Consider the following 26,626-nt stretch of genomic DNA (forward strand, 5'->3'; position numbering starts at 1 on the left):
CGTGCCGGGGCCTGATCGGCTGTTTACCCTGCCCACAGGTCCGCGGCCCACGTGCCACGGCGAATCCCTGCCGGTGGATGGTCTGCACCGTGTGGCGAACCTCGCGCGCAGCGACTGCGGCGCGACGCCGAGGAGCCTGGCTGGCCAAGGTCCCAGAGCATCCTGTAGTACCCGATGCGTTCGGCATCCGATTCGATCCCGTAGCCGGCATAGACGTGGCCTTCGTACCCGGGACCGTGGTTCCAGGCGGTGCTCCAGGCCGCAACGGCAAGGTCCGCCCAGCGATCGGCCACGCCCGGCCAGCCCAGATCCACGTGCGCGGCGAAGTTCCCGTGTTCATCCAGCAGCGTGTTCGGCGCACAGGCGTCGCCGTGGCACACCACCAGGTCCGGGGGTGTGGAGGAGCGGACAGCAGTTCCCGGGCCGCGGGAACACCCAGGTGCGCGTAGTCCCCTGCTCCGGTTTTCGGGTCCCGCCCCCGCCCCGACGCGTTTCTCGAAGGCCTGCAGGCGGTCGCCCACCGACCATTCGAAGGGGCAGCCTTGGAGCGGCAAGGCGTCGTGCAGCTTCCGGAGTCGCGCACCCAGGGCGCAGGCGGCCTGCCCGGGGCGTTTCATCCAGGTCTCGGACACCGCGGATTCACCCGGCAGGGCGGCGGTGGGCAGCCAGCTTCCCGATTCGTCGTTGCCGACCTCGATCACCGGCTGCACGCGGGCATGCCCGGACGCCCAGCGAAGCCGCAGGGCTTCTGCGGCGAAATCGGTGTCCTCGGTGTCGGTCGGGGCGCACTTGAGGTACCGGTCGGTGGCGGTGCCGGCCCCCATCCGGTAGGTCGTTCCCCCGCTTGGTTGACCCAGACCGCCTCGATGTCTTGGCCCCCGGCCATCCGGGAGACGGAGGCGGGAACGGTGCCGGTCCCTGCGGGGATGAAGGTAAGGGGAGATCGAATGCCCATCCTCCCGGCATGCCCGATCCCCGCCCGGCGTCGCGAGCCGAATCCGCCGAAACACCGGCGGGACAGGAAAAGGGTGAAGTCCGCTGGACTTCACCCTTTCCTTGTCAATGCCGTACGCCGGCCCATGTGGCCGGCACCGGGGACCTAGCGGCGGCCTGCCACGTCCAGGGCCTCGGCCATGGTGAACTTGCCCGCGTACAGGGCCTTGCCCACGATGGCGCCTTCGACGCCGGCCGGGACCAGCTCGCGCAGCACGCGCAGGTCCTCGAGGCTGGAGATGCCGCCGGAGGCGATGACCGGCTTGGAGGTGCGCGTGCACATCTCGGCGAGCAGTTCCACGTTCGGTCCGCGCAGCGTTCCGTCCTTGGTCACGTCGGTGACGACATAGCGGGCGCAGCCGGCGTCCTCCAGGCGGGCGAGCACGTCCCAGATGTCGCCGCCTTCCTTGGTCCAGCCGCGGCCCGAAAGCACGGTGCCGCGCACGTCCAGGCCGACGGCGATCTTGTCGCCGTGGCGGGCGATGGCGCGGGCGGTCCATTCCGGGTTTTCCAGGGCCGCGGTGCCCAGGTTCACGCGGGTGGCCCCGAATTCGAGGGCGCGCTCGAGGGATTCGTCGTCGCGGATGCCGCCGGAGAGCTCGACCTTGATGGTCAGCTCCCTGGCGATGCGGCCCAGCAGTTCGGTGTTGGCGCCACGGTCGAAGGCAGCATCCAGGTCAACCAGGTGCACCCATTCGGCGCCGGCTTCCTGCCAGGCCAAGGCGTTTTCGAGCGGGTCGCCGTAGCTGGTCTCGGAGCCGGCCTCACCCTGGACCAGGCGCACGGCCTGGCCGTTCACCACGTCGACGGCAGGCAGCAGCTCAAGGATGTTGTTTTGGTTCTCGGACATGATCGATCCTTAGGTTCGGTGTCGGCCGACGCCGGGGCAGGGGTGCGGTGCCGGCAGGCGGGCCGTTGGTTAAAGCAGGGTGAGGCGGTAGGCGGCGAAGAGCGAAACCCCGGCCAGCGCCCAGACGGCGATGATCCAGGAGAGGTGCGCACGTTGCTGGCGCAGGGAGAGCGCGCCGCCGGCTAGGATCCCGGCGACGCCCATGAGTACAACTGACCAGATGAGCATGGACTACAGGCTCTCCAACCAGTTGCGCAGCAACCTTGCCCCGGCTTCCCCGGACTTCTCCGGGTGGAATTGCAGGGCGCACAGCGGCCCGTTTTCGATGCCGGCGATGAAGGGGACCCCGTGTTCGGCCCAGGTGACCTGCGGCGGGGTCATCTTGGGCTGGGCGACCTCGAAGTTCCATTCCTGCACCGCGTAGGAGTGCACGAAGTAGAAGCGTTCGTTTTCAATCCCGGCGAACAGCTTGCTGCCGGCCGGAGGGGTGACGGTGTTCCATCCCATGTGCGGGATGACCGGGGCCTTGAGCAGCTCCACGGTGCCGGGCCATTCGCCCAATCCGGGGGTGCGGATACCGTGCTCCACACCCTCGTCGAAGAAGACCTGGTGTCCGACACAGACACCGAGCACCGGCCGTCCGCCGGCGATGCGGCGTCCGATCCAGCGGATCGCACCGACGTCCTTGAGCGCCTGCATGACCGCGGCAAACGCGCCGACGCCTGGAACGAAAAGCCCGTCGCATTCGAGGATGTCCTCGGGCTTGGCCGAGAGCTTGACCTGCGCGCCGGCAGCCTCAAGTGCCCGGACGGCGGAACGGACATTGCCCGATCCGTAGTCCAGGACCGTGACGGTCTTGGCCGCCATCTACAGCGCACCCTTGGTGGACGGGATGGCGTCGCCGATGCGGGGGTCGATTTCCACGGCTTCGCGCAACGCGCGGGCCAGTGCCTTGAACTGGGCCTCGACGATGTGGTGCGGGTCGCGGCCCGAGAGCACCTCGATGTGGGCGCAGATCTGCGCGTGGAAGGTCAGCGACTCGAACACGTGGCGGGTCATCGAACCGGTGAAGTGCCCGCCGATCAGGTGGTACTCCTGGCCGGCCGGCTCGCCACCGTGGACCAGGTAGGGGCGCCCGGAGATGTCGACCACGGCGCGGGCCAGGGCCTCGTCCAGCGGCGCGTAGGCGGTGCCGAAACGGCGGATGCCTGCCTTGTTGCCCAGCGCAGTGCGCAGCACCTCGCCGATGGTGATCGCGGTGTCCTCGACGGTGTGGTGCACATCGATGTCGATGTCGCCGGTGGCACGCACGGTGAGGTCGATGAGCGAATGCTTCGACAGTGCCGTCAGCATGTGGTCGTAGAACGGTACGCCGGTGCTGATTTCGGAGCGGCCGGTGCCGTCCAGATCTAGTTCGACAAAGACGGAGGACTCGCTGGTGATGCGTTCGAGGCGAGCGCGACGACCCGTGAGTTTTTCGGCAGACATGCACATTCCTTTAGATCAGGCGGTGAGACGAGGATGTGGGGCGGCGGAACACCGATGCACTATCGGAAGAAGGGCCACGGCCCGTCCTCCGGCACCATTGCCACCTACCCAAGTTTAGCTTGAGAGCGTGTGAGGACCCTGATCGAGCAGTTCCTCGAGGCGGACAAGGAACGCGGTGGTTTCGTCCTCGGTGCCCGCGGTGACCCGCAGGTGGCCGGGAATCCCCACGTCACGGATGATCACCCCGGCCTCGAGCAGCCCGTTCCAGATGGCCTTGGTGTCCTTGACTCCCCCGAAGAAGACGAAGTTGGAATCGCTGGAGGCAGGGTGCAGCCCCATCCGGGTGAGCTCGTTGACGATGCGGTCGCGCTGGACCTTGATGGCCTCGACGTTGGCCAGCAGGATGTCCGCGTGCTTGAGTGCGGCATTCGCCGTTGCCTGGGTGACTGCCGAGAGGTGGTACGGCAGCCGCACCAGGCGGATCGCGTCGGCGACCTCCGGAGCTGCGGCCAGGTAGCCGAGACGGGCGCCGGCCAGGGCGAACGCCTTGGACATGGTCCGCGAAACGATCAGGCGTTCGCGGCCCGGCAGCAGGGAAAGAGCCGAAAGCGTCCCGGTGTGGGCGAATTCCGCGTACGCCTCGTCGACGATCACGATGGCGTTGCTGGCTTTGCCCGCCTCGTAGACGGCCTCGACGACATCCAGGCCAAGCGCGGTGCCGGTCGGGTTGTTCGGCGAGCACAGGATGACAATGTTCGGCGCGGCCTCGCGGACCTGTGCCGCGGCGTCGATGGCCGAAAGCCCGTAGTCCGCCGAGCGGACGCCGGCCAGGTAGGTGGTGTCGGTCCCGGAGGCCAGCAGCGGGTACATCGAGTAGGTGGGAGGGAAACCCATCACCGTGCGCCCGGGCCCGCCGAAGGCCTGCATGATCTGCTGGAGGACCTCGTTGGATCCGTTGGCAGCCCAGACGTTGTCGGCTTCCAGTCCGTGGCCCAGGTAGGCGGCGAGACGTTCGCGCAATTCGGTGAACTCGCGGTCCGGGTAGCGGTTCAGTCCCACGGCTGCTGCGGAGACTTCTTCGACGATGGCCCGGTGCACTTCCGCGGGAAGCGGATGGGTGTTTTCGTTGACGTTCAACTGAATGGGTACGTCGATTTGGGGTGCGCCGTAAGGTTCAAGACCTTGAAGATTCTCTCGCAGGGGCAGATTTGCCAGGCGATTTAGCCGTTCATTCACGGTGCAAGTCTACGGCGGCGGTGTGGCGACCTTGGAATCTTCACCGGTACCACGGGTAATAAACGGTTAGCAATGATTGGGCGCGGCAGCGATCGGCGCGCCCCAGCGGTGCTGGCCCTAGCTTCCGGTGGGGACGAAGATTTCCGCCCCGGGGTGCAGCACGGAGCTGTTGAGGTTGTTCATGTCGCCGATCCGCCGAACGGCTTCGCGGGGCTCGAGTTGCGGGGCGAACTCGCGGGCAATCCCCCACAAGGTGTCGCCCTCGATGACGGTGACGCTGACGGCCTCGACGCCCAGCGGGGTGTCGTCCGAGGCGTTGGCCGGGGACTGGAACAGGCCAAGGAGCATGAGCACCGCCGCGCTGACCAGGAAGATGGGCAGTGCAATCAACACGAATTTTCCGCGGCGCGTGAGTCGCAGGGGCGCCAGCGCGGGCTGCGAACCCAGTGCGGATTGTGGCGCCGGGGTGTAGTCGTCGGATGTTACAAGGTGGAGCGGGGCCGAGAAAGCAGTGTTTGCCATGTCTTTGCCTTTCCTCTGTATTCATTTGCCGGACGGGCCTGGTGGCCCATTCGAACAGATGACGGTTATTCGAACGCATCTTTCGAACGTGTGTTCGTAGTGCGCATCTTATTTCTAGCACCTTTGGACGACACGTGTCCAGATCTGTTCGAACAAATCTTTGAAAGTAGTGTCTTTGTCTACTAAGATGGAGGTTGTGGAGCGATGTATTGACTACATCAGTCCACACCGACAATTTGCGGCACGCGCGGGCAACCGGCGACGATCGGGATGAGGCACTGACAATGACTACCGAACAAAGAACCCCTCGACGCGACGCGAAGAGCCTGACCATCCGTCAGAAGAAGGTTCTTGAGACCATCCAGCGCTCCGTGAGCACCAATGGCTACCCGCCATCGATGCGGGAAATCGGGGACGCCGTGGGACTGGCGAGCCTCTCAAGCGTGACCCACCAGCTGAGCCAGCTCGAGAAGCTCGGCTACATCCGCCGCGACCCGCGCCGTCCGCGGGCCATGGAGATCCTGCTTCCCCTGCAGCTCAAAAGCGAGAGCAAGCTCGAAGTGGTGGAGGGCCAGGCAGACCTGAAGGCTGCCAACGGGATGAGCGTCTCGGAGCTGACGACCTCCGCGGACACCGTCATGGTTCCCCTGGTGGGGCGCATTGCCGCCGGCGGTCCGATCCTGGCCGACCAGGCGGTCGAGGACGTCTTCGCCCTGCCGCGCCAACTGGTGGGACACGGCGAGCTCTTCATGCTGAAGGTCAGTGGAGACTCGATGATCGACGCCGCCATTTGCGACGGCGACTGGGTGGTGGTGCGCCGCCAGCAGACCGCAAACAACGGCGATATCGTTGCTGCGCTGCTCGAGGACGAAGCCACGGTGAAGACCTTCCGGCAGCGCGACGGGCACACCTGGCTGCTGCCGCAGAACTCCCGCTACGAACCCATCCTCGGTGACGCCGCAACCGTCATGGGCAAGGTCGTTTCGGTCATGCGTTCGGTCTAGGCCCGCACCAACACACATCCCCCGCAAACACGTGAGGACCGGTCGAATGACCGGTCCTCACGTGTTTCCCGTGAACCCACGGGCCTGGGAATTTCTAGCCTTCGCTCAGGCGCTCAAGTGCGGAAATCACTGTCGCCTTGTCGGGCGTGGCCCACAGCGGTGGCAGCGAGGCACGCAGGAACGTGCCGTAGCGCTCGGTGGCCAGGCGCGAATCCAGCACTGCCACAACGCCCTTGTCGTTGACCGAACGGATCAGTCGACCCGCACCCTGCGCCAGGCGCACCGCGGCGTGGCTCGCTGCCACGGCCATGAAGCCGTTGCCGCCGTGCTTGGCCACGTCTCGGCTGCGGGCCGAGGAGAGCGGGTCGTCGGGCCGCGGGAACGGGATCTTGTCGATGATCACCAGCCGGCAGGCGTTGCCCGGCACGTCAACGCCCTGCCAGAGCGTCATCGTGCCAAAGAGGCAGGTGTCGGGTTCGACGGAGAACTGGTCCACCAGGGCCTTCATGCTGGATTCGCCCTGGCACAGGATCGGGATGTCCAAGCGTGCCCGCAGGATCTCCGCGGCTTCCTCCGCGGCGCGGCGCGAGGTGAACAGCGCCAGAGCCCCGCCGCCGGAGGCCTTGATCAGGTCCTCGATCTCGGACAGGGTTTCCTGGGACATCTGGCGCCCGGGCTTGGGCAGGTGCTTGGCAACGTACAAGATGCCTTGCTTGGGATAGTCGAAGGGGCTTCCCACGTCCACACCGTTCCAGGTGGGCGCCCCCTCGCCCACGAGCCCCAGCGTGCCCGCCACGGGCTCGAAGGCCGCTCCGATGGCCAGGGTTGCGCTGGTAAGGATCACCGTGCGCCCGTCAAAGAGCCCCTCGCGCAACTTGCCGGCGACCGAGAGCGGGGCGACATTCAGCGTCGGCTGGCTGGACTCGTCGGGCTGGACGTAGCCCTCCCCCGGGCTGAAGTGCCCGGGGCGCGAGGCCCAGATGACTTCTCGTTCATCGGTCATTTCAAGCATCTTGCTGCACTGCTCCACCAGGTACATGACCTGCGAGCGGGCCATCTGGCGTCCGCCGTCGGCGGGGGCGTTGGCCTCGGGCTTTGAATCGGACAGCACCACGCGTGCGGCCTCGGCGATCTGGTTGATCGCCGCCTGCTGGTCCTCGTTCAAGCCGCGGGCCATGAGTCCGGTGGGGACGCCCTCCAGGGAGCGCTGCAGCGCCTTGGCACCCTGGTTCAGCGAGTCAACGCTGACCGAGCAGTGCTTGCGTGCCGCCGAGGCGGCGGTTTGGACCATGGCCACCGACAGGGGCCGGGTCACCGAGGACGTCACACGGTCCTGCAGCTCGTGGGCCTCGTCAATGATGACGGTGTCGAAGTCAGGCAGCACGGCCAGTCCCTCGAAGGCCGAGACGGCCAGCATCGCATGGTTGGTGATCACAACGTCGGCGTTGGCCGCGCGGGCGCGGGCCAGTTCACTGAAGCATTCGGAGGCCATGGGGCATTTTTGGGCTCCAAGGCAGTCCATCGCGCTGACCGAGACCTGTCGCCAGGCCTTGTCGCTGACACCCGGGGTGATGTCGTCGCGGTCCCCGGTGTCGGTCTGTTCGGCCCACTGCCGCAGGCGCACCACTTCCTTGCCCAGCACCGAGCCGGGCCCGTCCGCGGAACCGCCCAGTGCGGGGGTTCCGGAGTCCATCGAAAACAGGGCACCCTCGTCGTCATCCGGGTAGCCGCCGCCGAGCTTGTACTGGCACACGTAGTTGGAGCGTCCCTTGACCAGGGCCACGTCCATCTCGCGCGGCAGCTTGTCCTTCAGCGAGGACAGCAGGCGCGGGACGTCCCGGCCGACGATCTGGGCCTGGAGCGCCAGGGTTGCGGTGGAAATCACCACCGGCTTTTCCGATTCGAGCGCGTGGGCCAGCGCGGGGACCAGATAGGCCATGGACTTGCCGGTTCCGGTTCCGGCCTGCACCAGCAGGTGCTCGCCGGTTTCCATGGCCCGCACGACCTGGCGGGTCATTTCGTGTTGGCCCGGTCGGCTTTGTCCGCCCATCGTGGACACCGCAGCGTCCAATAGGGCGATGACATCTGATTCCTCAGCCATGAATACTAAATTGCTCCACTTCTGCGGCCATGCCTTCGCGGACCTTGACCATCATGCGTGTTCCCGTTTCGGTGTGTTCGACGGCCAGGATCTCGGCCTCGGCGCCGTGGAGCTTGTTGACCACGTCGCCTCGATCATAGGGAATCATCAATTCTAGTTGGACATCGGGGCGGGGAATTGCCGCACTGATTTTTGCCAGCAGTTCCTCGATGCCCTCGCCGGTGCGTGCCGAGACGATGACGTGGTTCGGTTCGCGCTGGCGCAAGCGCTCGACGACGAACGGGTCTGCCACATCCGCCTTGTTCAGCACGATGATTTCCGGGATGCCGCGCGCGTTCACGTCGTTGAACACCTCGCGCACCGCCTGGATCTGTCCTTCCGGATCCGGGTGCGCGGCGTCGACCACATGCAGGATCAAGTTGGCGTCGGCCACTTCCTCCAGCGTGGAGCGGAAAGCCTCGACCAGTTGGGTGGGCAGCGACTTCACGAAGCCGACGGTGTCCACCAGCGTGTAGGTCAGCCCGTCGCTGGTTTCTGCCTGTCGGACCGTGGGATCCAGTGTCGCGAACAGCGCGTTTTCAACCAGGACGCCGGCGTGGGTGAGCCGGTTGAGCAGCGAGGATTTTCCGGCGTTGGTGTAGCCGGCGATGGCCACCGAGGGCACCGCATTGCGCTTGCGGTTGGCGCGCTTGGCCTCGCGGGCCGGGAGCATCCCCTTGATTTCCTTGCGGAGCTTGGCCATGCGGTCGCGAATGCGTCGGCGGTCCAATTCGATCTTGGTTTCGCCAGGGCCGCGGGAGCCGATGCCGCCGCCGGCGGTGCCGACCCGGCCACCGGCCTGGCGGGACATCGATTCGCCCCAGCCGCGCAGGCGCGGCAGCAGGTATTCGAGCTGGGCCAGTTCCACCTGGGCGCGACCCTCGTGGCTCTTGGCGTGCTGCGCGAAGATGTCCAGGATCAGCGCCGTGCGGTCGATGACCTTGACCTTGACGACGTCCTCGAGGGCGCGTCGCTGGGAGGGCGCGAGCTCGGAGTCGATGATGACGGTGTCAGCCCCGGTTGCCGCGACGATTTCACGCAGTTCCACGGCCTTGCCCGACCCGAGGTAGGTCGCGGCGTCGGGTTTTGCGCGGCGCTGGACCATGCCGTCGAGCACCTCCGAGCCGGCGGTTTCGGCCAGGGCGGCCAGCTCCCGCAGGGAGTTCTCCGCGTCTTCCGCGGTGCCTTCGTTCCAGATGCCGGCCAGGACCACGCGTTCAAGGCGCAGCTGCCGGTTTTCGACCTCGGTGACGTCCTCGAGCTCGGTGGACAGGCTTGCCGCCCGGCGCAGGCCGCGGCGTGCGGCGAGTTCTTCCTGGTCGCCGTCGAACACGGAGTGTTCGCCGGCTTGCTTGCTCAGTGCCTGGGCGCGTCCGGCGAGGATGTTCTCTTCCTCCGGGGCACCGAAGTGCGTGCTTTTGCTGGCTGTGGCGGCGTCACTGGCAAGGATCCGTTCGATGGCAGCTTGGAGCTGGGCCTCGTCCATGTCGTTGTCCTGCGGGCCGGAAGGCTGTGGATTGGTCATGTTCCCCTTTGCTTGCTGTATTCCAGAATAGTGCCCCGCACCGACAGAAGCGCCTTCGTGCGTGGATTGGTTGTCTTGGGTGTGGCGATTGTCGGACGTATGCATGGTGGCTCCTTGGATGGGCACCGTGTGCAACGGTTTGCCCTGGATGCTGGGACCGGGCCGCTTCGCGAGGCGCGGTCCCCGGGTTGCTTCGATGGTGGTGGTGGTTCCGGTGTCGCGGGGGCACCTGTGGCCATGGTTCATCCGGTGCGGCCTGGGTGGGTTCGCGGGGCCGGCGACGAAAACGATGCGAGTTTTCTCGGACTGGATGCCGTGAAATGACTTTTGGGCGCTCCGCCGAACGGTCCGGCCTGATCGACTTCCCTGGATCGGGCCCGGGGAAGGATGCGGGGACTGAAGTGCGTTCGGTCGCGTCTTACAAGTAAGTCATAGGGAAAACTCTATCACTTTGTTCCCCGATGCACCTTGAGGCATCTCACACTGAACCCGGGCCGCGTTTGGGGCCTTGGGTTTGGGTTTGTCACCCGTGGCCGGTTAACCTGCAAACATGAGCCCGGAACACTATTTCAGCGCCCAACCGTCCACTCCAGAGAAGCGGCGCACCATCAGCGTCGAATTGGGCGGTGCCACGCGCAAGCTGCAGTCGTCCGGCGGCGTGTTCAGCCCCGACCGGATTGACAAGGGAACCGCGGTGCTTTTGCGCGGTGTTCCGGCCCCGGCGACCGAGGGGAACCTCCTGGACATCGGCTGCGGCTGGGGACCGATCGCGCTCTCCATGGCCTTGGCCTCACCGGGGGCAACCATCCACGCGGTCGATGTCAATGAGCGAAGCCTCTCGCTGACCCGGGACAACGCAGCGGCCCTGGGCCTGAAGAACGTGGTGGTCGCCCTTCCGGATGACGTCGATCCGGCCCAGACCTACAACACCATCTGGTCCAACCCGCCGATCCGGATCGGCAAGGAGGCGCTGCACGAGCTGCTGTTGCTGTGGCTGCCGCGCCTGTCCCCGGGCGGGGAGGCCTGGCTGGTGGTGCAAAAGAACCTGGGTGCGGACTCGCTGCAGAAATGGCTGGGCACGGTCCTGCCGCAAGACTGGAGCATCGGCCGGGTCTCGACGGACAAGGCATTCCGGATCTTGAAGGTCGTACGCCCGAAGGGATCCTAGGATTCCTTCGGGGCAAGGGCCTTAGGCTGCCGAGACCTCGCCCCGGGACACCAGCACCGCGGGGCCGCTGAGCACCACGTGCTCGAGCCCGTCGGGGCCATCGACGAAACCGACGCCCAGCTCTCCTCCGGGAACCTGGACCGACCACTGCCGGATGTTGTGGGTCTGGGCCCAGTGCCGGGTGGCGATGGCCGCCGCGCAGGCGCCGGTGCCGCAGGAGAGCGTCTCGCCGACGCCGCGTTCGTGCACGCGCATGCGCACCGAGCCGCGGCCCCCGCTCACCAGCGGGTCGGCGGCCAGCACGTATTCGACGTTCGTCCCGTGCGGGGGCAGCGGATCGACCCCGGGGGTCGTGGTGAGTTCGATGCCCTCCAGCTCGCCGGCGTCGGCGATCGCCACGACGGTGTGCGGGTTGCCCATGGACACGCTCAAGGCCCCGCGGGCGTTGGCGAGCCCGGTGGTTTCCACCCGGGAGTCCAGGCCGTTGGTCGCCGCGGCCTGCGCATGGATGAATTCCCAGGTGCCCATGTCCACGGCGTAGCCGTCTTCCAGACGCGTGACGATTTTCAGGCCCCCGCGCGTGCCAATCGGAAGCGTTGCGCCCACCGGCATCTCCACGAGGTTTTCGCAGACCAAAAAGTGCACGAACACCCGCACGCCGTTGCCGCACATTTCCGACAGGGATCCGTCGGCGTTGCGGTAGTCCATGAACCAATAGGCGTCGGGGCGGGTTTCCAGGATCGCCCGGCCCTCGGGCAGGGCGCTGGAGGGGACTGCGCGAATCAGCCCGTCCCCGCCGATCCCCCGGTGCCTGTCGCACATCCGGGCGACCTGCCCGGGCTCGATGCTGTGCACATCCAGCGGGTCGGCAACGAGGATGAAGTCGTTTCCCGTGCCATGCCCCTTGGCATAGGGAAGCCTGCCCACCGCCGCTTGGAGGGTGTGGGCGGTGCTGGTGGCGGGTTCGGTCGATCTCATGGTTTCAAGAATACGTGCAGCAAAACCCCGCGGCCTATTTTTACCCCTACCGGGGCCGTGCCCCGGATCAGGATGCGCGGATGCGGGCCAGGACCCCGGGAACCAGGGAGGGTGCCAGCGGGTCGAACCAGGCGACCCGATCATCGGCGCCGAACCAGGTGACCTGGCGCCTTGCGAATTGGCGCGTGGCGATGACGGTCTTTTCCGCGGCGTCCTTCAGGGACATCGTTCCATCGAGCACCGCCAGGAACTGGGCGTAGCCGATGGCCCGCGAGGCGGTTTTGCCCTCCCGCAGCCCCTGCGAATCAAGTCTGCGGACCTCCTCGAGCAGGCCCTGCTCGACCATCCGCGCCACCCGGGTCTCCAGCCGCGCATGCAGCAGCGAGCGGTCGATGTTCAGTCCGATCTGGATGGCCGGGGCATGGTATTGCCGTTGCGGCATGAAGGAGCTGAAGGGCTTGCCGCTGATTTCGTGGACTTCCAAGGCACGGATCAGGCGCCTGTCATCCAGGTTGCGGGCCGCCGAGTCCGGGTCGACGGCGGCCAGCCGCTGGGCCAGCGCTTCGATACCGCCTGCCGCGGCCTCGGCCTCCAGGCGTTGGCGAACCACCGGGTCGGTGGGCGGGAAATCGATCTCGTCCAGGGCCGCGCGCACATACAGGCCGGACCCGCCGACCAGGATGGGCACGTGCCCGCGGGCACGGATCTGGGCAAAGGCCCCCCGGGCCTCGGCTTGGAAGCGTGCCACGCTGGCTTCCTGGCGCACCTCCATGATGTCGAGCAGGTGGTGGGCGATGCCCCCGCGCTCATCCTCGGGGAGCTTGGCCGTGCCGATGTCCATGCCGCGGTAGAACTGCAGGGCGTCGGCATTGACAATTTCCCCGCCCAGTTCCTGGGCCAGGGCGATCGACAGGTCGGATTTGCCCGTTCCGGTTGGTCCCAGGACGGCAATGACCGGCAATGTCATGGTCGGCGACCTACTTGCGTGCCGGCAGGGCGGGCATGCCCAGCGAGACGCCGGTGGTGCCGGTGGTGCCGGTGCCGCAGGATTCGGCCTGCGAGCGGTCCCAGGCGTCGCCGGCCCGCGAGCGGCGCACCGAGTATTCGGCCAGCGTGGCGGGGTCCGAGACCAGGTGGAAGGCAGCCGATCCTGTCACCGGAACGGTGACCAGGTCGCCGGGGCGCGGGGTTTCCCCTCCGGCGGGGACGGAGAAGTGCACGAGACGCTGGTCGGTGGAACGGCCGCTGAGCCGGTGGGTTTCGGTGGACTTCCGCCCGGCGTGCTCGGTGACCAGCACCTCGACGGTGCGCCCGACCTGCTTGGCGTTTTCCTCGGCACAGATCCGGTCCTGCAGGGCCGTGAGGCGCTCAAAGCGTTCCTGCACCACGGCCTTGGGCAGCTGGTCGGGCAATTCGGCCGCGGGGGTGCCGGGTCGCTTGGAGTACTGGAAGGTGAAAGCGCTGGCGAAGCGCGAGGCCTCGACCACATCCAGGGTTCCCTGGAAGTCCTCCTCGGTTTCCCCGGGGAAACCGACGATGATGTCGGTGGTGATGGCGGCGTGCGGGATCAGGGTCCGGACCTTCTCCAGGATGCCAAGGAACTTCTTGGACCGGTAGGAGCGGCGCATGTCCTTGAGGACCTTGTCCGAGCCGGATTGCAACGGCATGTGCAGCTGCGGCATGACGTTGGGGGTTTCGGCCATGGCCTCGATGACGTCGTCGGTGAACGCGGCGGGGTGCGGGCTGGTGAAGCGCACGCGTTCGAGTCCCTCGATCTGCCCGCAGGCGCGCAACAGCTTCCCGAAGGCCAGTCGGTCCCCGAATTCCACGCCGTAGGAGTTGACGTTCTGCCCCAGCAAGGTCACCTCGATGACGCCGTCGGCGACCAGTGCCTCGATCTCGGCCAGGATTTCCCCGGGGCGGCGGTCGCGTTCCTTGCCGCGCAGGGCGGGGACGATGCAGAAGGTGCAGGTGTTGTTGCAGCCCACGGAGATCGATACCCAGCCCGAGTGCACCGAGTCCCGCTTGGTGGGAAGCGTGGAGGGGAAGACCTCCAGGGATTCGAGGATCTCCAGTTGGGCTTCGTTGTTGTGGCGGGCGCGTTCCAGCAATGCCGGCAGGGAGCCGACGTTGTGGGTTCCGAAGACCACATCCACCCAGGGGGCCTTCTTCAGGATCGTTTCGCGGTCCTTCTGGGCCAGGCAACCGCCGACGGCGATTTGCATCTCGGGGCGCTTTTCCTTGACGTGGGAGAGCATCCCAAGGTTTCCGTAGAGCTTGTTGTCGGCGTTTTCCCGAACGGCGCAGGTGTTGAAGACCACGACATCGGCGATCCCGTCGCCGGTTTCCTGTCTGGACAGGCCGCTGGCCTCCAGCAGGCCGGCCAGCCGTTCGGAATCGTGGACATTCATCTGGCATCCGTAGGTCCGCACCTCGTACGTGCGTGTCGATACGGCTGAATCTTGCTCATGGGAAATTGAAATGCTCGCAGTCACCCCTCAAGGGTACCCAATCGCCCCTGCCGGGGGCCGAACAAGTCGGCTCCCGGTGCTATTGCTCCGCGTCGGGACCGAAGCGTTCATCCCAGGCGGTGTTGACGATGCGGAACGCGACGGAGGGCGAGTAGCCTTTCCGGGCCAGCATGCCCACGAGCCGACGCACGCTTTTCTCCCGGTCCACCCCCGTCGACGGGGCCCGCATCTTGCGTTCCACGAGGTCGCGGGCGGTTTCTTCCTCGGATTCGTCGTCGATCTGTTCCAGCGCGCTTTCGGCCAGCTCGCCTTCGATGCCCTTTTCCCGCAGCTCGCGCTTGATCGCCGAGCGTGCCAGGCCGCGGCTGCGGGCACGGGAACGGACCCAGCCCTCGGCGAAGGCCTCGTCGTCGACGAGTTCGATCTCCTCGAAGCGCTCCAGCAGTTCCTCGGCGATGTGCTCGGGGATCTCCTTTTCCAGGAGCTTGGTCTTCAGCTGGGCGCGGCTCTTGGCAGAGGCCGTGAGCTGGCGCAGCACGATGGAGCGCCCCTTGGACGCGTACTGCTCGTCGGTCAGCTCGATCGGTTCCTTGGCTTCCCGCGGCGTCCGCTCGCGGGTCCGCGGTGCCTTCGGGGTGCTGCGCTTGGCGCCGGCCCGGGCGGAGCGGCCGCCGCTGCCCCACGCACCGGTGCCCCCGGCACCGCGCGAGGTGCGCGAGGAGCCGCGTCCGGCGTATCCGGCCCGTTCGCCGAAGGCGGGTTTGGTTTCGGGTGGCCCGGGGGCCTGCTCGGCTAGCGGGGCCGCAGCGGCCGCCTGGCTGTGCGCCCAGGCGGGAATCTGGGTCGGGTCTCCCCAGTCCGAATTGCCGTCTGCCGGGAACGACCAAAGCGGCCGTTCGGCTCCCTGCGGGGAGCCGGACGAACCGCCCTGGTTTTTGGTGGTGCCCACGGAGTTAGGACCCCTTGACCACGCGCAACGTATCTTCGCCCTTGTCCTCGGGTGCTTGGCCAATGCCGAGCTTCTCGAGGATCTGGCGTTCGAGTTCGTTGGCGAGATCCGGGTTGTCACGCAGGAACTTCCGCGCGTTTTCCTTGCCCTGGCCCAGCTGGTCGCCGTCGTAGGTGAACCAGGCGCCGGACTTCTTGACGAAGCCCTGGTCCACGCCGATGTCGATGAGGCTGCCTTCGCGCGAGATGCCCAGGCCGTAGATGATGTCGAATTCGGCCTGCTTGAACGGCGGGGCCATCTTGTTCTTCACGATCTTGGCGCGCGTGCGGTTGCCGACCGGGACGGTGCCTTCCTTCAAGGTTTCGATGCGGCGTACGTCGATGCGGATCGAGGCGTAGAACTTCAGTGCCTTGCCACCGGTGGTGGTTTCCGGGCTGCCGAACATCACGCCGATCTTCTCGCGCAGCTGGTTGATGAAGATCGCGGTCGTCTGTGTCTGGGACAGGCGTCCGGTGATCTTGCGCAGCGCCTGACTCATCAGGCGGGCCTGCAGGCCAACGTGGCTGTCGCCCATTTCGCCTTCGATTTCGGCGCGCGGCACCAGTGCTGCCACGGAGTCGATCACGACGATGTCCACGGAGCCGGAGCCCACGAGCATGTCCATGATTTCCAGGGCCTGCTCGCCGGTGTCCGGCTGCGAGACCAGCAACGCATCGGTGTCGACACCCAGCTTCTTCGCGTATTCCGGGTCCAGTGCGTGCTCGGCATCGATGAACGCGGCAATGCCGCCCAGTCGCTGGGCGCTGGCCACCGCGTGCAGGGCGACCGTGGTCTTGCCGGAGGATTCCGGGCCGTAGATCTCCACCACGCGGCCACGCGGAAGCCCTCCGATGCCCAGCGCGATGTCGAGTGCCACCGAGCCGGTGGGGATGGCTGCAATGGGCGCTACGGTCTTGTCGCCCAGTCGCATGACCGAGCCCTTGCCGTACTGCTTGTCGATCTGTGCGAGAGCGGCTTCGAGAGCCTTCTCGCGATCTTTACCAATGGCCATTGTCCACCTCGGTTGTTGGGGCCCCGTGGGACCGTTGCTCTATGTCTGTTCCTGAGCGTACGACCCGGGGCCGACACTTTGGATTTCGGGCGTTCGCACTGTGCATAACCCACGACAGACGCCGAACGAATCTTCATTATGAACAATACACTCTTCCGAACAGATATTCGAACGGATTCGGTGCGCGTGGCGATTATTCCCTAGGATTCCTTGGGATCGACGTCGCGTCCCAGCCAGCGCTCGGGCGGGACGTCCTGGATCCTGCACACGGCCTGCCAGACCTTCCTGGGGGCGACCCCCTTGCCCAGCGCATCGGCGGCGGTGACGCCGCCCACCTCGGCCAGCACCAGGGAAGTGGCCAATGTGCGGGAATAGCCCGCACCGAACTCGTCGTCCATCAGACGCCAGAAATCACTCAATCGCACCCTCGCAATTGTGCCACGGGTTCCTGGGGGCTTTAAGCAAAAGGCCCCCGCCCGGCTTCGAAGATCGCAAGACCTTGAATGCCGGCGCGGGGGCCGATGATGCGGATGCCAGGTGAAACACTGGCTCCGGATGTCGTGGGGCTAGTGGCTCGGTGCCAGGCGCTTGCCGAGTTCAACCGGATAGTCACCAGCGAATTCGCTGGTCAGGTCCACGGGGACCGTATCCGGAATGGTGATGCCTTCGGCGATGGCCACGCGGTCGCTGACCTCGCGAAGCATCAGTGAAAGCGGCACCTCGAGGGCGCCACAGATCGAGGAGAGAAGCTCGGATGAGGCTTCCTTCTGTCCACGTTCGACCTCGGAAAGGTATCCAAGGGAGACGCGGGCGCTGTGGGAGACTTCGCGCAAGGTGCGGCCCTGGCGTTGACGAACGTCACGAAGGACGTCACCGATTTCATGTCGAAGGACTACCATCTTGCGCTCCTCTTTGTCTCGGCGGACCTCGCTCTGTAGGCCCACATCACGCCAACGGACCACACCGTTTACCGATACTGGTTGCTTGACCATGTGCATTGCCTTTTGTTCTCCGGTCCTAATGCCTTGTGGGGCGATCGGTGCGGGCCACTTTTTTGTGCCCGTCATGGGTTACAACTGCCGGGGGTCGTTTTTTGTTCCCACGCCCCCACCTTAGCCATTGCTGCGGGTGTTTTTCCACAACAACCGTGAATCGTTCCGTAATCGAGTCATAAAACGATTCATTGCAACCATCCCCCATCAAGCTGTGTGGCTGCTGGGCGCAAGGTGGGAAGAAAGCAGTTCAAGAGCGGAGACCGTGCTCAAGGTTCGGATCCGGGCCCTGTCCCCGGTGAAGTGGTGCTCGGTGAATCCGCTGCCGCTCCCGGAAGCCCACCCCAGGAAGACCGTGCCCACGGGCTTGCCGTCGTGGGCGTCGGGGCCCGCGACTCCCGTGGCCGAGACCGCCACGTCCGCCCCGCATACCCGGCGTGCGCCCTGGGCCATTTGCCGGGCCACTTCCCCGTCCACCGAACCCCGCTCCGCCAGCAGCTTCGCCTCCACGCCCAGGACGTTGGCCTTCACTGCACTGGAGTAGCTGACCACGCCGCCGGCCAGCGCGGCAGAGGCCCCCGGAACCTCGGCGAGGGTGGCGGCAATCATGCCGGCGGTCAGCGACTCGGCGGTGGCCAGGGTCACTCCCTGGGCCTTGGCCGTGGCAACCACGGTGCGGGCCAGCGCCTGGAGTTCCAGCGGTTCCGGCGGGGGTGTCATGTCAAGCTCCTTTGCGCATGATGGAGTGGTGAATTGGCAGGGGCAAGAAGCGTTACTGCTTCTGCGTCCGGCCGACGGAGGCTGAACGCAGCTGCCAGGCCTTGAAGAGGTAGTCGATGCCGGTGATGATTGTGGCGGCAAGGGCCAGCAGCATCACGATGAACGCCGCGGTCCCGACCCAGCCGATGGTGTGTGCCCAGGGCAGCAGGTAGAGCAGGATCGCCGCCGCCTGCAGCACGGTCTTGAGCTTGCCGCCGCGCGAGGCGGCCATGACTCCGTAGCGGATGACGATGAAACGCACAGCCGTGATGCCCCATTCGCGCACCAGGATCGCCCCGGTGATCCACCAGGACAGCTCGCCCAGGATCGAGAACATCACCAGCGCGGAGCCGGTGAGCAGCTTGTCGGCGATCGGGTCGGCGATCTTGCCGAAGTTGGTGATCAACCCGCGGCTGCGGGCCAGGTCCCCGTCCAGCTTGTCGGTGTAGATGGCCACGGCAAAGATCACCAGGGCCACCCAGCGCATGAGGCCGTATTCCTTGTCGTCGGCCACCACGGCCCAGATGAAGAACGGGACCATGATGATGCGCAGGGTGGTGAGCACATTGGCGATGTTCAGGGTCGGCACGTGGGCCGGTGTCGGGTTCGCTGGGGTTTCAGTCACGCTTCAAGGCTACCTGAGCGTAGGAAGACGTCGAGCCCGTAGAAGCTCGATGATGGGAGCGCCACCAGCTGACCCGATTGCTGATGTGGGCGGCGGAAGCAGCCGTGTCGGCGTAGCCGAGCGGTGAGGTGAAGTAACCGCCGGACCCGCTCCGGAATCTAGGACCCCGGCAGTGCTGGTCAAGGACTGTGGGTTCAGCCTCCCAGGGCTTGTGGGTGCTGAGCAATTTCGCACACCGCGTGACCCGTTTCAAGGAAAGTGCCGATTTCAAGGTGATGAGCAGGTCGACATTCCCACCCAGATCCCCGCCCATCCTCAGGATCTTGGAATCGGATTCCTTCCGGGGTTCCCGCAAGCAGTCGTAGACGCCTCCCTCTACCCGGCCAGGACCTTGCGACGGGACTTGGTGGAGAACACCAGACGGTACAGCAGGCGGGTGCCGGCATTCGAATGAGATTCGAAGACCACCCCATTCATGTCTTTCATTCGGATCTTACTTCGGGTATGAGGTGGGCAAGATTCCCATTGGATCGGTGGTGGGAAACAACGTGACCACGAACAAAGCCGGCACGGCCCCCGGGTCAGCGACCAAGCCCGGCTGACGAAGGACGCCGCCATGGCCGCCACGCGGAAAACCACCCTCACCAAGCGCGCCACACAGGTCTGCCGCGTGTACGACCTGAAAATCGTGGCCAACAAACCCACCTCCACCCAGCGCAAGGCCCTGAAGATGGTGTTCGTCGAGGCCAAATGGATCCGCAACGCCGCACTGGGCCACCCGGTCGGGCCCCTGGCCTACGAGCGGGGTTCCACCCTCACCGTCCTGCCCAAGGACCGCACCCCGGTGGAGCGCGCCTTTCGGTTCCTGGACTCGCAGATGAAGCAGTCCACCCTGACCCAGGTGCGCTAAGACCTCAAGGCCTTGGCCGCCGCCAAGAAACGCGGGCGCAAGGTCGGCCGGCTGGGCTTCTGCACCGAGGTCACTTCCCTGGATTTGAAAGCAGCACGGGATCACCTACCGCTTCGATGCCAAGAAACCCGGCCGGGTCAAGATCCAGAACATCCCCCGCCGGCTCAGGATACGCGGACAATCCCAATTCACCGATGACCACGAATGCGCCAACGCCAAGCTTGTTGACCACGACCGGGTCACTGTCCTGCCCCGGCGCATGGCCACCACGGCCACATGCGTCTGCGGGCGCAAGACCAAGACCCCGGTCGACCGACGGACCTTCACGTGCAGATTCTGCGGCTACACCGCGGACCGCGACACCCACGCCTCCGGGCACATGATCCGGATGGGCGCAACACTACCCGTGGAACGCAGGGAAGCAACGCGCGCGCAGACCGATACACACCGTGAGGCACAGATGGACTTCGGATTCATCCGGGCCGAGCGGCGGTCGTTGAAACACGAAGCGCCGGGTTCTTCAGACCCGACGTGGTTCACCTTCCGGTAAGGTTCCAGGCGTCGTCCGACCCCTCCTCGTCCGCGCCGTCGTGGTAGTCGACCGCCTGTTCGAAGCCGTCGAGGTCCTCGGCGACCAGGTCGGTGCCGTAGTGGTTGGCGTTGGCGTTCTCCGCCAGGGCGGCCTCGGTCGCGGTCGGGACCACGTCGCCGGCGCCGGTTTCGTCCCCGCGCATCGCGGCCAGGACCTCGGGCAGGTCGTCGGGCTTGACCAGCACATCGCGGGCCTTGGAACCCTCGGAGGGTCCCACGACGCCGCGGGATTCGAGCAGGTCCATGAGCCGTCCGGCCTTGGCGAAGCCCACGCGCAGCTTGCGCTGGAGCATCGAAGTGGAGCCGAACTGCGTGGTGACCACCAGCTCGGTGGCCTGCAGCAGCAGCTCCAAGTCGTCCCCGATGTCGTCGTCGATCTGCTTCTTTTGCACCTCGGGGGCCACGTCGTGGCGGTATTCGGCCTTCAGCTGCCCCTTGACGTGCTCAACAACGGATTGGATCTCTGATTCGGTGACCCAGGCACCCTGCACGCGCATGGGCTTGGAGGTGCCCATGGGCAGGAACAGGGCGTCGCCCTGGCCCAGCAGCTTCTCCGCGCCCGGCTGGTCCAGGACCACGCGGGAGTCGGTGACCGAGGAAGTGGCAAAGGCCATCCGCGAGGGCACGTTGGCCTTGATCAACCCGGTGACCACGTCCACGGACGGGCGCTGGGTGGCCAGCACCAGGTGGATGCCGGCGGCACGGGCCAGCTGGGTGATGCGCACGATCGAGTCTTCGACGTCGCGCGGGGCGACCATCATCAAATCGGCGAGCTCGTCGACGATGACCAACAGGTACGGGTAGGGCTTCATGATCCGCTTGGAGCCCTCGGGCGGGACGGCCTTGCCGTTGCGCACGGCCTTGTTGAAGTCGTCGATGTGCTTGTACCCGAAGTTCGCCAGGTCGTCGTAGCGGGTGTCCATCTCCTTGACCACCCACTGCAGGGCCTCGGCGGCCTTCTTCGGGTTGGTGATGATGGGGGTGATCAGGTGCGGGACGCCCTCGTAGGCGGTCAGTTCCACGCGCTTGGGGTCGACCATGACCATGCGGACCTCATCGGGGGTCGCGCGCATCAGGATCGAGGTGATCATCGAGTTCACGAACGAGGACTTGCCGGCACCGGTGGCACCCGCCACCAAGAGGTGCGGCATCTTGGCCAGGTTGGCGACCACGAAGCCGCCCTCGACGTCCTTGCCCACGCCCATGACCATCGGGTGGTCGGTCTTGCGGGCGTTGTGGCTGCGCAAAACGTCGCCCAGCACGACAATTTCCTTGTCCGCGTTGGGGATCTCGATGCCGATCGCCGACTTGCCGGGGATCGGCGAAAGGATGCGCACGTCCGAGGAAGCGACGGCGTAGGAGATGTTCTTGGACAGGGCGGTGACGCGCTCGACCTTGGTGCCCGGGGCGAGCTCGATCTCGTAGCGGGTGACCGTCGGGCCGCGGGAGAACCCGGTGACCTTCGCGTCGACCTTGAACTGGTCCAGGGTGTCGGTCAGCGCCGCGACGACCGCGTCGTTGGCCTCGGAGCGTTCCTTGGACGGCGGGCCGGCGGGCAGGAAGTCGGAGGCCGGCAGCGTGTAGGTGACGTCCCCCGAGAGCTGGAGCTGTTCGGTGCGCGCCGGGATCGGCGGCAGCGGGGCCGCCGCGGGGCGCGAGGGGACCTGCTCCATTGCGCCGGTGGCATCGTTGTCGTAGCTGGTCAGGTCGATGGCGCTCATGGCCTGGGTGTCGGCCTCGGGCTCGGTGCCCAGGCCCACGGATTCCATGATGGCTGCGCGTTCGCGTTCGTCCTTGGTGGGGCGGCGCACCCCGGGGCGGATGGCCGGTTCGGAGTCGGTGTCGGCGTCGTCGGCGTAGAAGTCCATCGGGTCCACTGGTGCGCCGTGCTTGTCGGTGATGACCGCGGTGTCGTAGGCGCCCTCGCCGGTGTTGCCCAGGAGGTCCTCGGCGGCGATGGCCGCCTCGTCGCGGTCCTTGCCGAAGAGCCGCATCTTCTTGCGCGGCTTCTTCGCCGCGGCCTGTTCCTCGTAGAGGTAGGACTGGTCGTGGTCCTCGGCGCCCAGGTCCACGCCCGTGTTGGCGCCGGCCTCGGGGGCCTGGCCCATGAGTTTCTCGTAGCCCTCGCGGAAGCGTGCGGGGATGTGCCGGAAGGGGGTGGCGGTGAGGATCATCAGGCTCAACAGGGCCAGGGCGATCATCACGGTCATTGCGCCGGGGGCGGAGATCAGCCCGGCCAACGGGACGGTGGCCAGCGCCCCGAGCACTCCCCCGGCGCCCCAGAGGACATCGAAGGGTGCGGAGACCGGAGGAAGTCCCCCGACCACGTGGGAGATCCCGGACCCGGCCAGGGAACCGAGGGCCAGGCCGATGCCCACGCGGTTGTTGGCGCGGTGTTCCTCGGGCCAGCGGAAGAGCCGGATGGCGCCGATGATCAGGATCGGCGGCATGAGCGCGGCCATGAACCCGAAGGTCCCCCCGGCCACGGCGTGCACGAAGCCGCCGTACCAGCCGACCCCGCGCAGCCCCCACCACTCCACGGAGGCAATGACGATGGCGATGATGACCAGGAAGAGCCCGGTTCCGTCGCGGCGCACCTCGTAGTCCGGGTGCACGTCGCGGCCGATCTTGCGGAAGGCCCCGCCGGTGACACGCGCGATGCCCATCCAGGCAGAACGCACCATGCGCACCGGCAGCGGGAAGTCGTGTTCGATCGCTGCGGGGGTGCTCTTGGAGTTTCTGGTCGTCTTGGCGGAGGAGTTCGAGGCACGCGGTTTGCGCGTGGTCGTTTTCCCCTCGCCTTGCGAGGAAGTACGTGGGGCCATGGCTCTAGGGTATCGCCCACGGGTGCCCGAACCCCGAATTTACACGGTTCGACGGGGAACCGGGGCGCTGGAGAATCGTCACAGCCCGGGTGCGGGCAGCTTCCCGAGCGAGCCGGGCGGACTGGTTCCCGATTCCCGTAGCGCGGGGCGCGATTCGGTGTCCGGGGTCAGCGGCCATGGGCGTCGATGAGGATGTCAAGCTCGTGCCGGTTGGCGATGGCGTCGGCGAGCAGCCCTCGCATCACCACCAGCAGCAGCGCCAGGGCGCTGCCGCCGAGCAGCACGGCCCCGAGTGCCAGCAGCACTCCCGGTCCGCCCAGGCCGACGATGAACAGCAGGTGGAACATCACCAGGGCAGGGATGGCGGTTGCCGTGGCCAGGCAGGCGATGACCGCATTGACCCATCCCACGGCACCGTCGGTGAAGATGTTCCCGGTCGCCACGAGCGAGACCAGGCGCCAGACCGGCACCAGTCCGAGCTCGAGCACGACCAGGGAAAGGATGCCCGCCACCGAGTACGGCAGCACCAGGTGCGCGACCACGGGGAACTCGACGCCCGTTTCCGAGGCGATGACCGGAACCAGGAATTGGCCCAGCAGCAGGCAGAGCCCGACCAGGACCAGCGTGAAGCGCAAAAGATCGTTCGAGAACCTGTCCATGCCCCGGGTCTTGGACGGAACCGGGCCCGAAGCAATGGTCCGGAGGTACCGCCTTGCGTACCCGGGTGCTCCCGTGGGTGGCTCCAGGTCAGTCGGGGCGCACTGCAAGGTCCCGGAGCGCCAGCCCGGTTCCGAGCGCCTTGGCGACAGCCGGCAGCTCGAAGCGCCGCAATTCCTCCCCGGTGGTCCTGTCGTATTGGACGAACGAAACGGTCCTTCCGTCGGGGCCCGTGGTCATCACGGCAATCGACGTGGGTGTGAATTCAACCGAATTTTGCGAGGAACGGTCGGCGTAGCCGTCCGCCGCAAGGGCAAAGAGGACCACGGTGCGGCCGGTTCCAAGACTGGTGGACATCACCCGCCCGTCAATGGCGACCCAGTCAAGGTTGCCCTCCCGCACCGATTCCCTGGAATATCCCTGGTTTTGGAACCCGAGGTCGCCGTGTTCGAGGGCAGGTGTGCCCGGGGAAAGGACGATGTCATGCTGCGTGAAGGAAGCCGTAGCAACATCCCAGGAGCGAATGACCGGCTTCGGGATGCCGGCTGTGTCGTATGTGGTCGCCAGGTGGTGCAGCTTCCCCTCGACGCATGGTGCATCCGTTGCGTCCTGGGAGCTTTCGTCGACTTCCCGGATGCCGACGACGTCCTCGGCCCCGTCCGGGGTTCCGCTCAAGCGGCTGAGCATCAGGCTGCGGTACGAGTACTCCCCCATGGGTGTGTGGCCGAGCCGTGCGGCTTCCTGGGCGTATGGCCCCGTGGGCTCCGCCAACCCAACGAGCGTCCCGTCGCAGTACCCGGTGACCTGGTAGAAGCCTTTCACGTCCCGAAGCGTCGACCCGTCGGCGGAGGATGCGACGGCCTGTTCGGTGTATCCGTTCTCGCTGGATCCTTCGTTGTAGAGTCCAAGCGACTTTCCGGCGCCCAGGCCCGACATCGCCTGCTGGAAGTCTGTCTTGGTGCTGGGCACGGCGCGGAGCGTGTCTTGCAGGTGGTAGTCGTTGGCGGTGTCGGCGAACACCAGCCCGTGTTCCGACCAGTCGACCTGGGCATTGTCCATGCCGGAGGTCTCCAACGCCCGCAGTTCCCCGTCCCCGTCGACGAGAACGAGGTAGCCGTTGGGCCCGCTCCGGCGGAATTCACGTGACTGGCGGCTGAGGTAGAAGGCGGCGACGCTGCCCTCAAGGTTCATTTCCTGGCCGTCAACGACGGCTTTCTTCAACGGTTCGGTACCCGGTAGGCCGCATCCGGTCGTGGCGAGCACCAGCATCAGCGGAAGGAACAGTCGGGCTTTTCTGCGTGCAAACATCCGGGCTCGTTTCGTTCAGGCGTCGGGCCCTCCCACTGGGCATTCCACCAAGGGCGCGGGATCTTGCCAGGCACCCCGTCTTGGTCCTCCGGCAAGGATTTCATGAAAGGACGCCAAACCCGTCGCCACATGGGGTGTTTCGCCTGAAAGATCCCTGGCATGATCCTGGGAAAAGCCTCCTTGCGCTGCCTGCACCCTCCGGCTCAGCCGGCCACGGGCCCGGCCTGCACCTGCTCGCGCAACGCTTCGTAGTCGGCCAGGGATTACTTGGCGTGGGCAATCGACCAGGCGGCAATCGCCGTGTCGAACGCGTCGCCTGCACCCAGGTAGCCGGCGATGAACGCCGCGTTGGGGCTTTGGGGGTGCGCGCGGCCCAGGGTGACGGCACAGGGTGGCGGCCCAGGCGTCCACGTAGTCGGTGAACAAGCCGGCATCGAGGGCCTCGAGGTCGAAGAAGATGTTGCGGTCGTGGAACTGGCGAAGGTGGTAGGCACGCTCGTCACGGGTGACGAAGCCGGGGAACGGGTCGGACACTGCCTGCAGGATCCGTTGGCTGGTGCACACGCGGAACCCGGGACCGTCGGTGCCCGCCCGTTCCCCGATCGCGGGGGGGGGCCGATGCCGCCGTACTCGTTGACCACCGACCTGCCTGCCTGCTTCATCTGGAGCACCAGGGGGTTCCTGGTTCGGCCCCTCGAAGATCGCGATGTGTCACCGGATGCCGACGCTGCCGACCCCGAGCACCCGCCGCGCCACGTCGGCGATGCGGCAGTGCGAGTGCAGCAGAAAGATGTCGGGCGGCACGCTCTGCCGGTAGCACTCGAGAATGCGGGCGACCAGGTCTTCGGTGGCCGCGGGATCGTGCATGGGGGTTGGCGGGTCCTCAACGACCGAGAGCCTGCCGGCCGCGTCCCGGATCGTTGATTTTCCACGACGCGGCGTGCCGTGCGCTTATGCCCGGCTTTGAGTGCCTTGTCGGTGGTCTGCTGCGAACACCGGCAACGCCTGCCCCTGGACAGGTTCACGTCCCCGCTGAGGTGGAACCGTTCAAGGACATCGAGTTTGAGGAACTCTCGGGTCCCCCTCCGGCAGGACGCGGCGGCCTCGGTGGCCGCGTCCAGGACCTTCCTGGGTGAATAGCCGTGGTGTTCCCCGGCGACCACGACGCTTGCCACAAGGCGCTTCACCTCCCATTCCCAGGGCCCGGGCGCTGTTTCGCCAGAATCATTGGGGTCGAACACCATGTTGCGCTGCGGCGAGGCAAACAGGGCGAAGTTGGCCAGGTCGGCGGTCTGGAGCGCTGCCGTTCCGCGGTGGAACCCGAACGGGCTGGCAAGCATCCGCCCCATCCGCAGGGGAACCAACCCGGGGATGCGCTGCCGGTTTGGTTCGGCGATGAGCCCGAGCGGATCCCGGTCGGGCGGTGGCCTGAATTGCGCGTGGGTGCCGCGCGGAAGGAGTTTTCGGGCGGCGCGGCCGGCATCCATTTCCCCCTCGAGGGTGCGTGCCCCCGCATCCCGGAACCTGCCGGGTCCGGGCAACTCGTTCCGCGGTTCTCCTGGGGCTGCCGTTGCCAACGCATCG

General features: G+C 66.4%; 26 protein-coding genes and 1 pseudogene. 4 read left to right on the forward strand and 23 right to left on the reverse strand.

The window, feature by feature from the left end; translation table 11 throughout:
* Window positions 1-23: 23 nt before the first annotated feature.
* From DQ353_RS11865 to DQ353_RS11890, 7 genes are all read right to left on the reverse strand, one after another.
* Window positions 24-824, reverse strand: coding sequence for an aminoglycoside 3'-phosphotransferase (locus tag DQ353_RS11865; RefSeq protein WP_181578357.1), 801 nt, complete (start codon window positions 822-824; stop codon window positions 24-26).
* A gap of 275 nt (window positions 825-1,099) precedes the next feature.
* Complete coding sequence (gene priA / locus DQ353_RS11870) at window positions 1,100-1,843, reverse strand: bifunctional 1-(5-phosphoribosyl)-5-((5-phosphoribosylamino)methylideneamino)imidazole-4-carboxamide isomerase/phosphoribosylanthranilate isomerase PriA (RefSeq protein WP_113762961.1); 744 nt, start codon at window positions 1,841-1,843, stop codon at window positions 1,100-1,102.
* 69 nt (window positions 1,844-1,912) lie between these two features.
* Complete coding sequence (locus tag DQ353_RS21675) at window positions 1,913-2,071, reverse strand: CG2302 family histidine operon protein (RefSeq protein WP_181578363.1); 159 nt, start codon at window positions 2,069-2,071, stop codon at window positions 1,913-1,915.
* Between the two features lie 3 nt (window positions 2,072-2,074).
* Window positions 2,075-2,710 carry an imidazole glycerol phosphate synthase subunit HisH gene (gene hisH / locus DQ353_RS11875; protein ID WP_113762962.1) on the reverse strand — a complete coding sequence of 212 codons (636 nt, stop codon included), beginning with the start codon at window positions 2,708-2,710 and terminating at the stop codon, window positions 2,075-2,077.
* Complete coding sequence (gene hisB / locus DQ353_RS11880) at window positions 2,711-3,331, reverse strand: imidazoleglycerol-phosphate dehydratase HisB (protein ID WP_113762963.1); 621 nt, start codon at window positions 3,329-3,331, stop codon at window positions 2,711-2,713. It abuts the gene before it with no gap.
* Between the two features lie 114 nt (window positions 3,332-3,445).
* Window positions 3,446-4,567: a histidinol-phosphate transaminase gene (locus DQ353_RS11885; RefSeq protein ID WP_113762964.1), complete on the reverse strand. Its 1,122-nt coding sequence runs from the start codon at window positions 4,565-4,567 to the stop codon at window positions 3,446-3,448.
* A gap of 117 nt (window positions 4,568-4,684) precedes the next feature.
* Complete coding sequence (locus DQ353_RS11890; RefSeq protein WP_113762965.1) at window positions 4,685-5,089, reverse strand: LysM peptidoglycan-binding domain-containing protein; 405 nt, start codon at window positions 5,087-5,089, stop codon at window positions 4,685-4,687.
* A 284-nt stretch (window positions 5,090-5,373) separates the two neighbouring features.
* Between DQ353_RS11890 and lexA the strand changes: the two genes are divergently transcribed.
* Complete coding sequence (lexA, locus tag DQ353_RS11895) at window positions 5,374-6,093, forward strand: transcriptional repressor LexA (RefSeq protein ID WP_113762966.1); 720 nt, start codon at window positions 5,374-5,376, stop codon at window positions 6,091-6,093.
* A gap of 94 nt (window positions 6,094-6,187) precedes the next feature.
* Here the strand turns inward: lexA and DQ353_RS11900 are convergent, their stop codons facing one another.
* Both DQ353_RS11900 and hflX read right to left on the reverse strand, forming a co-directional pair.
* Window positions 6,188-8,194: an ATP-dependent DNA helicase gene (locus DQ353_RS11900; RefSeq protein ID WP_113762967.1), complete on the reverse strand. Its 2,007-nt coding sequence runs from the start codon at window positions 8,192-8,194 to the stop codon at window positions 6,188-6,190.
* The gene (gene hflX / locus DQ353_RS11905) at window positions 8,187-9,758 is read right to left on the reverse strand and encodes a GTPase HflX (RefSeq protein ID WP_113762968.1); all 1,572 of its coding nucleotides are present in this window, start codon (window positions 9,756-9,758) and stop codon (window positions 8,187-8,189) included. The genes DQ353_RS11900 and hflX overlap by 8 nt, the downstream gene beginning before the upstream one ends.
* A gap of 550 nt (window positions 9,759-10,308) precedes the next feature.
* On the opposite strand from hflX, the gene DQ353_RS11910 reads away from it, so the two are divergent.
* Window positions 10,309-10,926, forward strand: a complete 618-nt coding sequence (locus tag DQ353_RS11910) for a class I SAM-dependent methyltransferase (protein ID WP_113762969.1) — start codon at window positions 10,309-10,311, stop codon at window positions 10,924-10,926.
* 21 nt (window positions 10,927-10,947) lie between these two features.
* Here the strand turns inward: DQ353_RS11910 and dapF are convergent, their stop codons facing one another.
* The 9 genes from dapF to pgsA form a co-directional block, all read right to left on the reverse strand.
* Window positions 10,948-11,904: a diaminopimelate epimerase gene (gene dapF, locus DQ353_RS11915; RefSeq protein WP_113762970.1), complete on the reverse strand. Its 957-nt coding sequence runs from the start codon at window positions 11,902-11,904 to the stop codon at window positions 10,948-10,950.
* A gap of 67 nt (window positions 11,905-11,971) precedes the next feature.
* Window positions 11,972-12,871, reverse strand: coding sequence for a tRNA (adenosine(37)-N6)-dimethylallyltransferase MiaA (gene miaA / locus DQ353_RS11920; protein WP_113762971.1), 900 nt, complete (start codon window positions 12,869-12,871; stop codon window positions 11,972-11,974).
* Window positions 12,872-12,881: 10 nt separating this feature from the next.
* The gene (gene miaB / locus DQ353_RS11925; protein ID WP_113762972.1) at window positions 12,882-14,399 is read right to left on the reverse strand and encodes a tRNA (N6-isopentenyl adenosine(37)-C2)-methylthiotransferase MiaB; all 1,518 of its coding nucleotides are present in this window, start codon (window positions 14,397-14,399) and stop codon (window positions 12,882-12,884) included.
* Window positions 14,400-14,454: 55 nt separating this feature from the next.
* Entirely contained in the window at window positions 14,455-15,324 is an 870-nt protein-coding gene (locus DQ353_RS22590) for a regulatory protein RecX (protein WP_353616692.1), read from the reverse strand.
* A 4-nt stretch (window positions 15,325-15,328) separates the two neighbouring features.
* On the reverse strand, window positions 15,329-16,375 hold the full coding sequence (recA, locus tag DQ353_RS11935) for a recombinase RecA (RefSeq protein WP_071215826.1): 1,047 nt from the start codon (window positions 16,373-16,375) through the stop codon (window positions 15,329-15,331).
* A 200-nt stretch (window positions 16,376-16,575) separates the two neighbouring features.
* Entirely contained in the window at window positions 16,576-16,800 is a 225-nt protein-coding gene (locus tag DQ353_RS11940; protein WP_113762973.1) for a DUF3046 domain-containing protein, read from the reverse strand.
* Between the two features lie 141 nt (window positions 16,801-16,941).
* Window positions 16,942-17,367, reverse strand: a complete 426-nt coding sequence (locus DQ353_RS11945; RefSeq protein WP_071215828.1) for a helix-turn-helix domain-containing protein — start codon at window positions 17,365-17,367, stop codon at window positions 16,942-16,944.
* A 207-nt stretch (window positions 17,368-17,574) separates the two neighbouring features.
* Window positions 17,575-18,087 carry a CinA family protein gene (locus DQ353_RS11950; protein ID WP_113762974.1) on the reverse strand — a complete coding sequence of 171 codons (513 nt, stop codon included), beginning with the start codon at window positions 18,085-18,087 and terminating at the stop codon, window positions 17,575-17,577.
* A 52-nt stretch (window positions 18,088-18,139) separates the two neighbouring features.
* Window positions 18,140-18,751: a CDP-diacylglycerol--glycerol-3-phosphate 3-phosphatidyltransferase gene (gene pgsA / locus DQ353_RS11955; RefSeq protein WP_113762975.1), complete on the reverse strand. Its 612-nt coding sequence runs from the start codon at window positions 18,749-18,751 to the stop codon at window positions 18,140-18,142.
* Between the two features lie 616 nt (window positions 18,752-19,367).
* Here pgsA and DQ353_RS11960 point away from each other — a divergent pair.
* On the forward strand, window positions 19,368-19,661 hold the full coding sequence (locus DQ353_RS11960) for a hypothetical protein (RefSeq protein WP_113762976.1): 294 nt from the start codon (window positions 19,368-19,370) through the stop codon (window positions 19,659-19,661).
* A 70-nt stretch (window positions 19,662-19,731) separates the two neighbouring features.
* On the opposite strand, the gene DQ353_RS21680 is transcribed toward DQ353_RS11960, so the two are convergent.
* Window positions 19,732-19,893 carry a hypothetical protein gene (locus DQ353_RS21680; RefSeq protein WP_181578358.1) on the reverse strand — a complete coding sequence of 54 codons (162 nt, stop codon included), beginning with the start codon at window positions 19,891-19,893 and terminating at the stop codon, window positions 19,732-19,734.
* A 15-nt stretch (window positions 19,894-19,908) separates the two neighbouring features.
* Between DQ353_RS21680 and DQ353_RS22595 the strand changes: the two genes are divergently transcribed.
* Window positions 19,909-20,211: a zinc ribbon domain-containing protein gene (locus DQ353_RS22595; RefSeq protein WP_502696398.1), complete on the forward strand. Its 303-nt coding sequence runs from the start codon at window positions 19,909-19,911 to the stop codon at window positions 20,209-20,211.
* On the opposite strand, the gene DQ353_RS11970 is transcribed toward DQ353_RS22595, so the two are convergent.
* The 4 genes and pseudogenes from DQ353_RS11970 to DQ353_RS22600 form a co-directional block, all read right to left on the reverse strand.
* The gene (locus DQ353_RS11970) at window positions 20,198-23,077 is read right to left on the reverse strand and encodes an FtsK/SpoIIIE family DNA translocase (protein ID WP_113762978.1); all 2,880 of its coding nucleotides are present in this window, start codon (window positions 23,075-23,077) and stop codon (window positions 20,198-20,200) included. The genes DQ353_RS22595 and DQ353_RS11970 overlap by 14 nt on opposite strands.
* A gap of 167 nt (window positions 23,078-23,244) precedes the next feature.
* Window positions 23,245-23,736 carry a DUF2975 domain-containing protein gene (locus tag DQ353_RS11975; RefSeq protein ID WP_113762979.1) on the reverse strand — a complete coding sequence of 164 codons (492 nt, stop codon included), beginning with the start codon at window positions 23,734-23,736 and terminating at the stop codon, window positions 23,245-23,247.
* 88 nt (window positions 23,737-23,824) lie between these two features.
* Window positions 23,825-25,042: a YycP family beta-propeller protein gene (locus DQ353_RS11980; protein WP_113762980.1), complete on the reverse strand. Its 1,218-nt coding sequence runs from the start codon at window positions 25,040-25,042 to the stop codon at window positions 23,825-23,827.
* A 15-nt stretch (window positions 25,043-25,057) separates the two neighbouring features.
* A pseudogene (locus tag DQ353_RS22600) lies at window positions 25,058-26,529 on the reverse strand (DUF2252 family protein).
* Window positions 26,530-26,626: the final 97 nt, after the last annotated feature.

Source organism: Arthrobacter sp. AQ5-05, from assembly GCF_003287975.1.
Classification (GTDB): Bacteria; Actinomycetota; Actinomycetes; order Actinomycetales; family Micrococcaceae; genus Paeniglutamicibacter.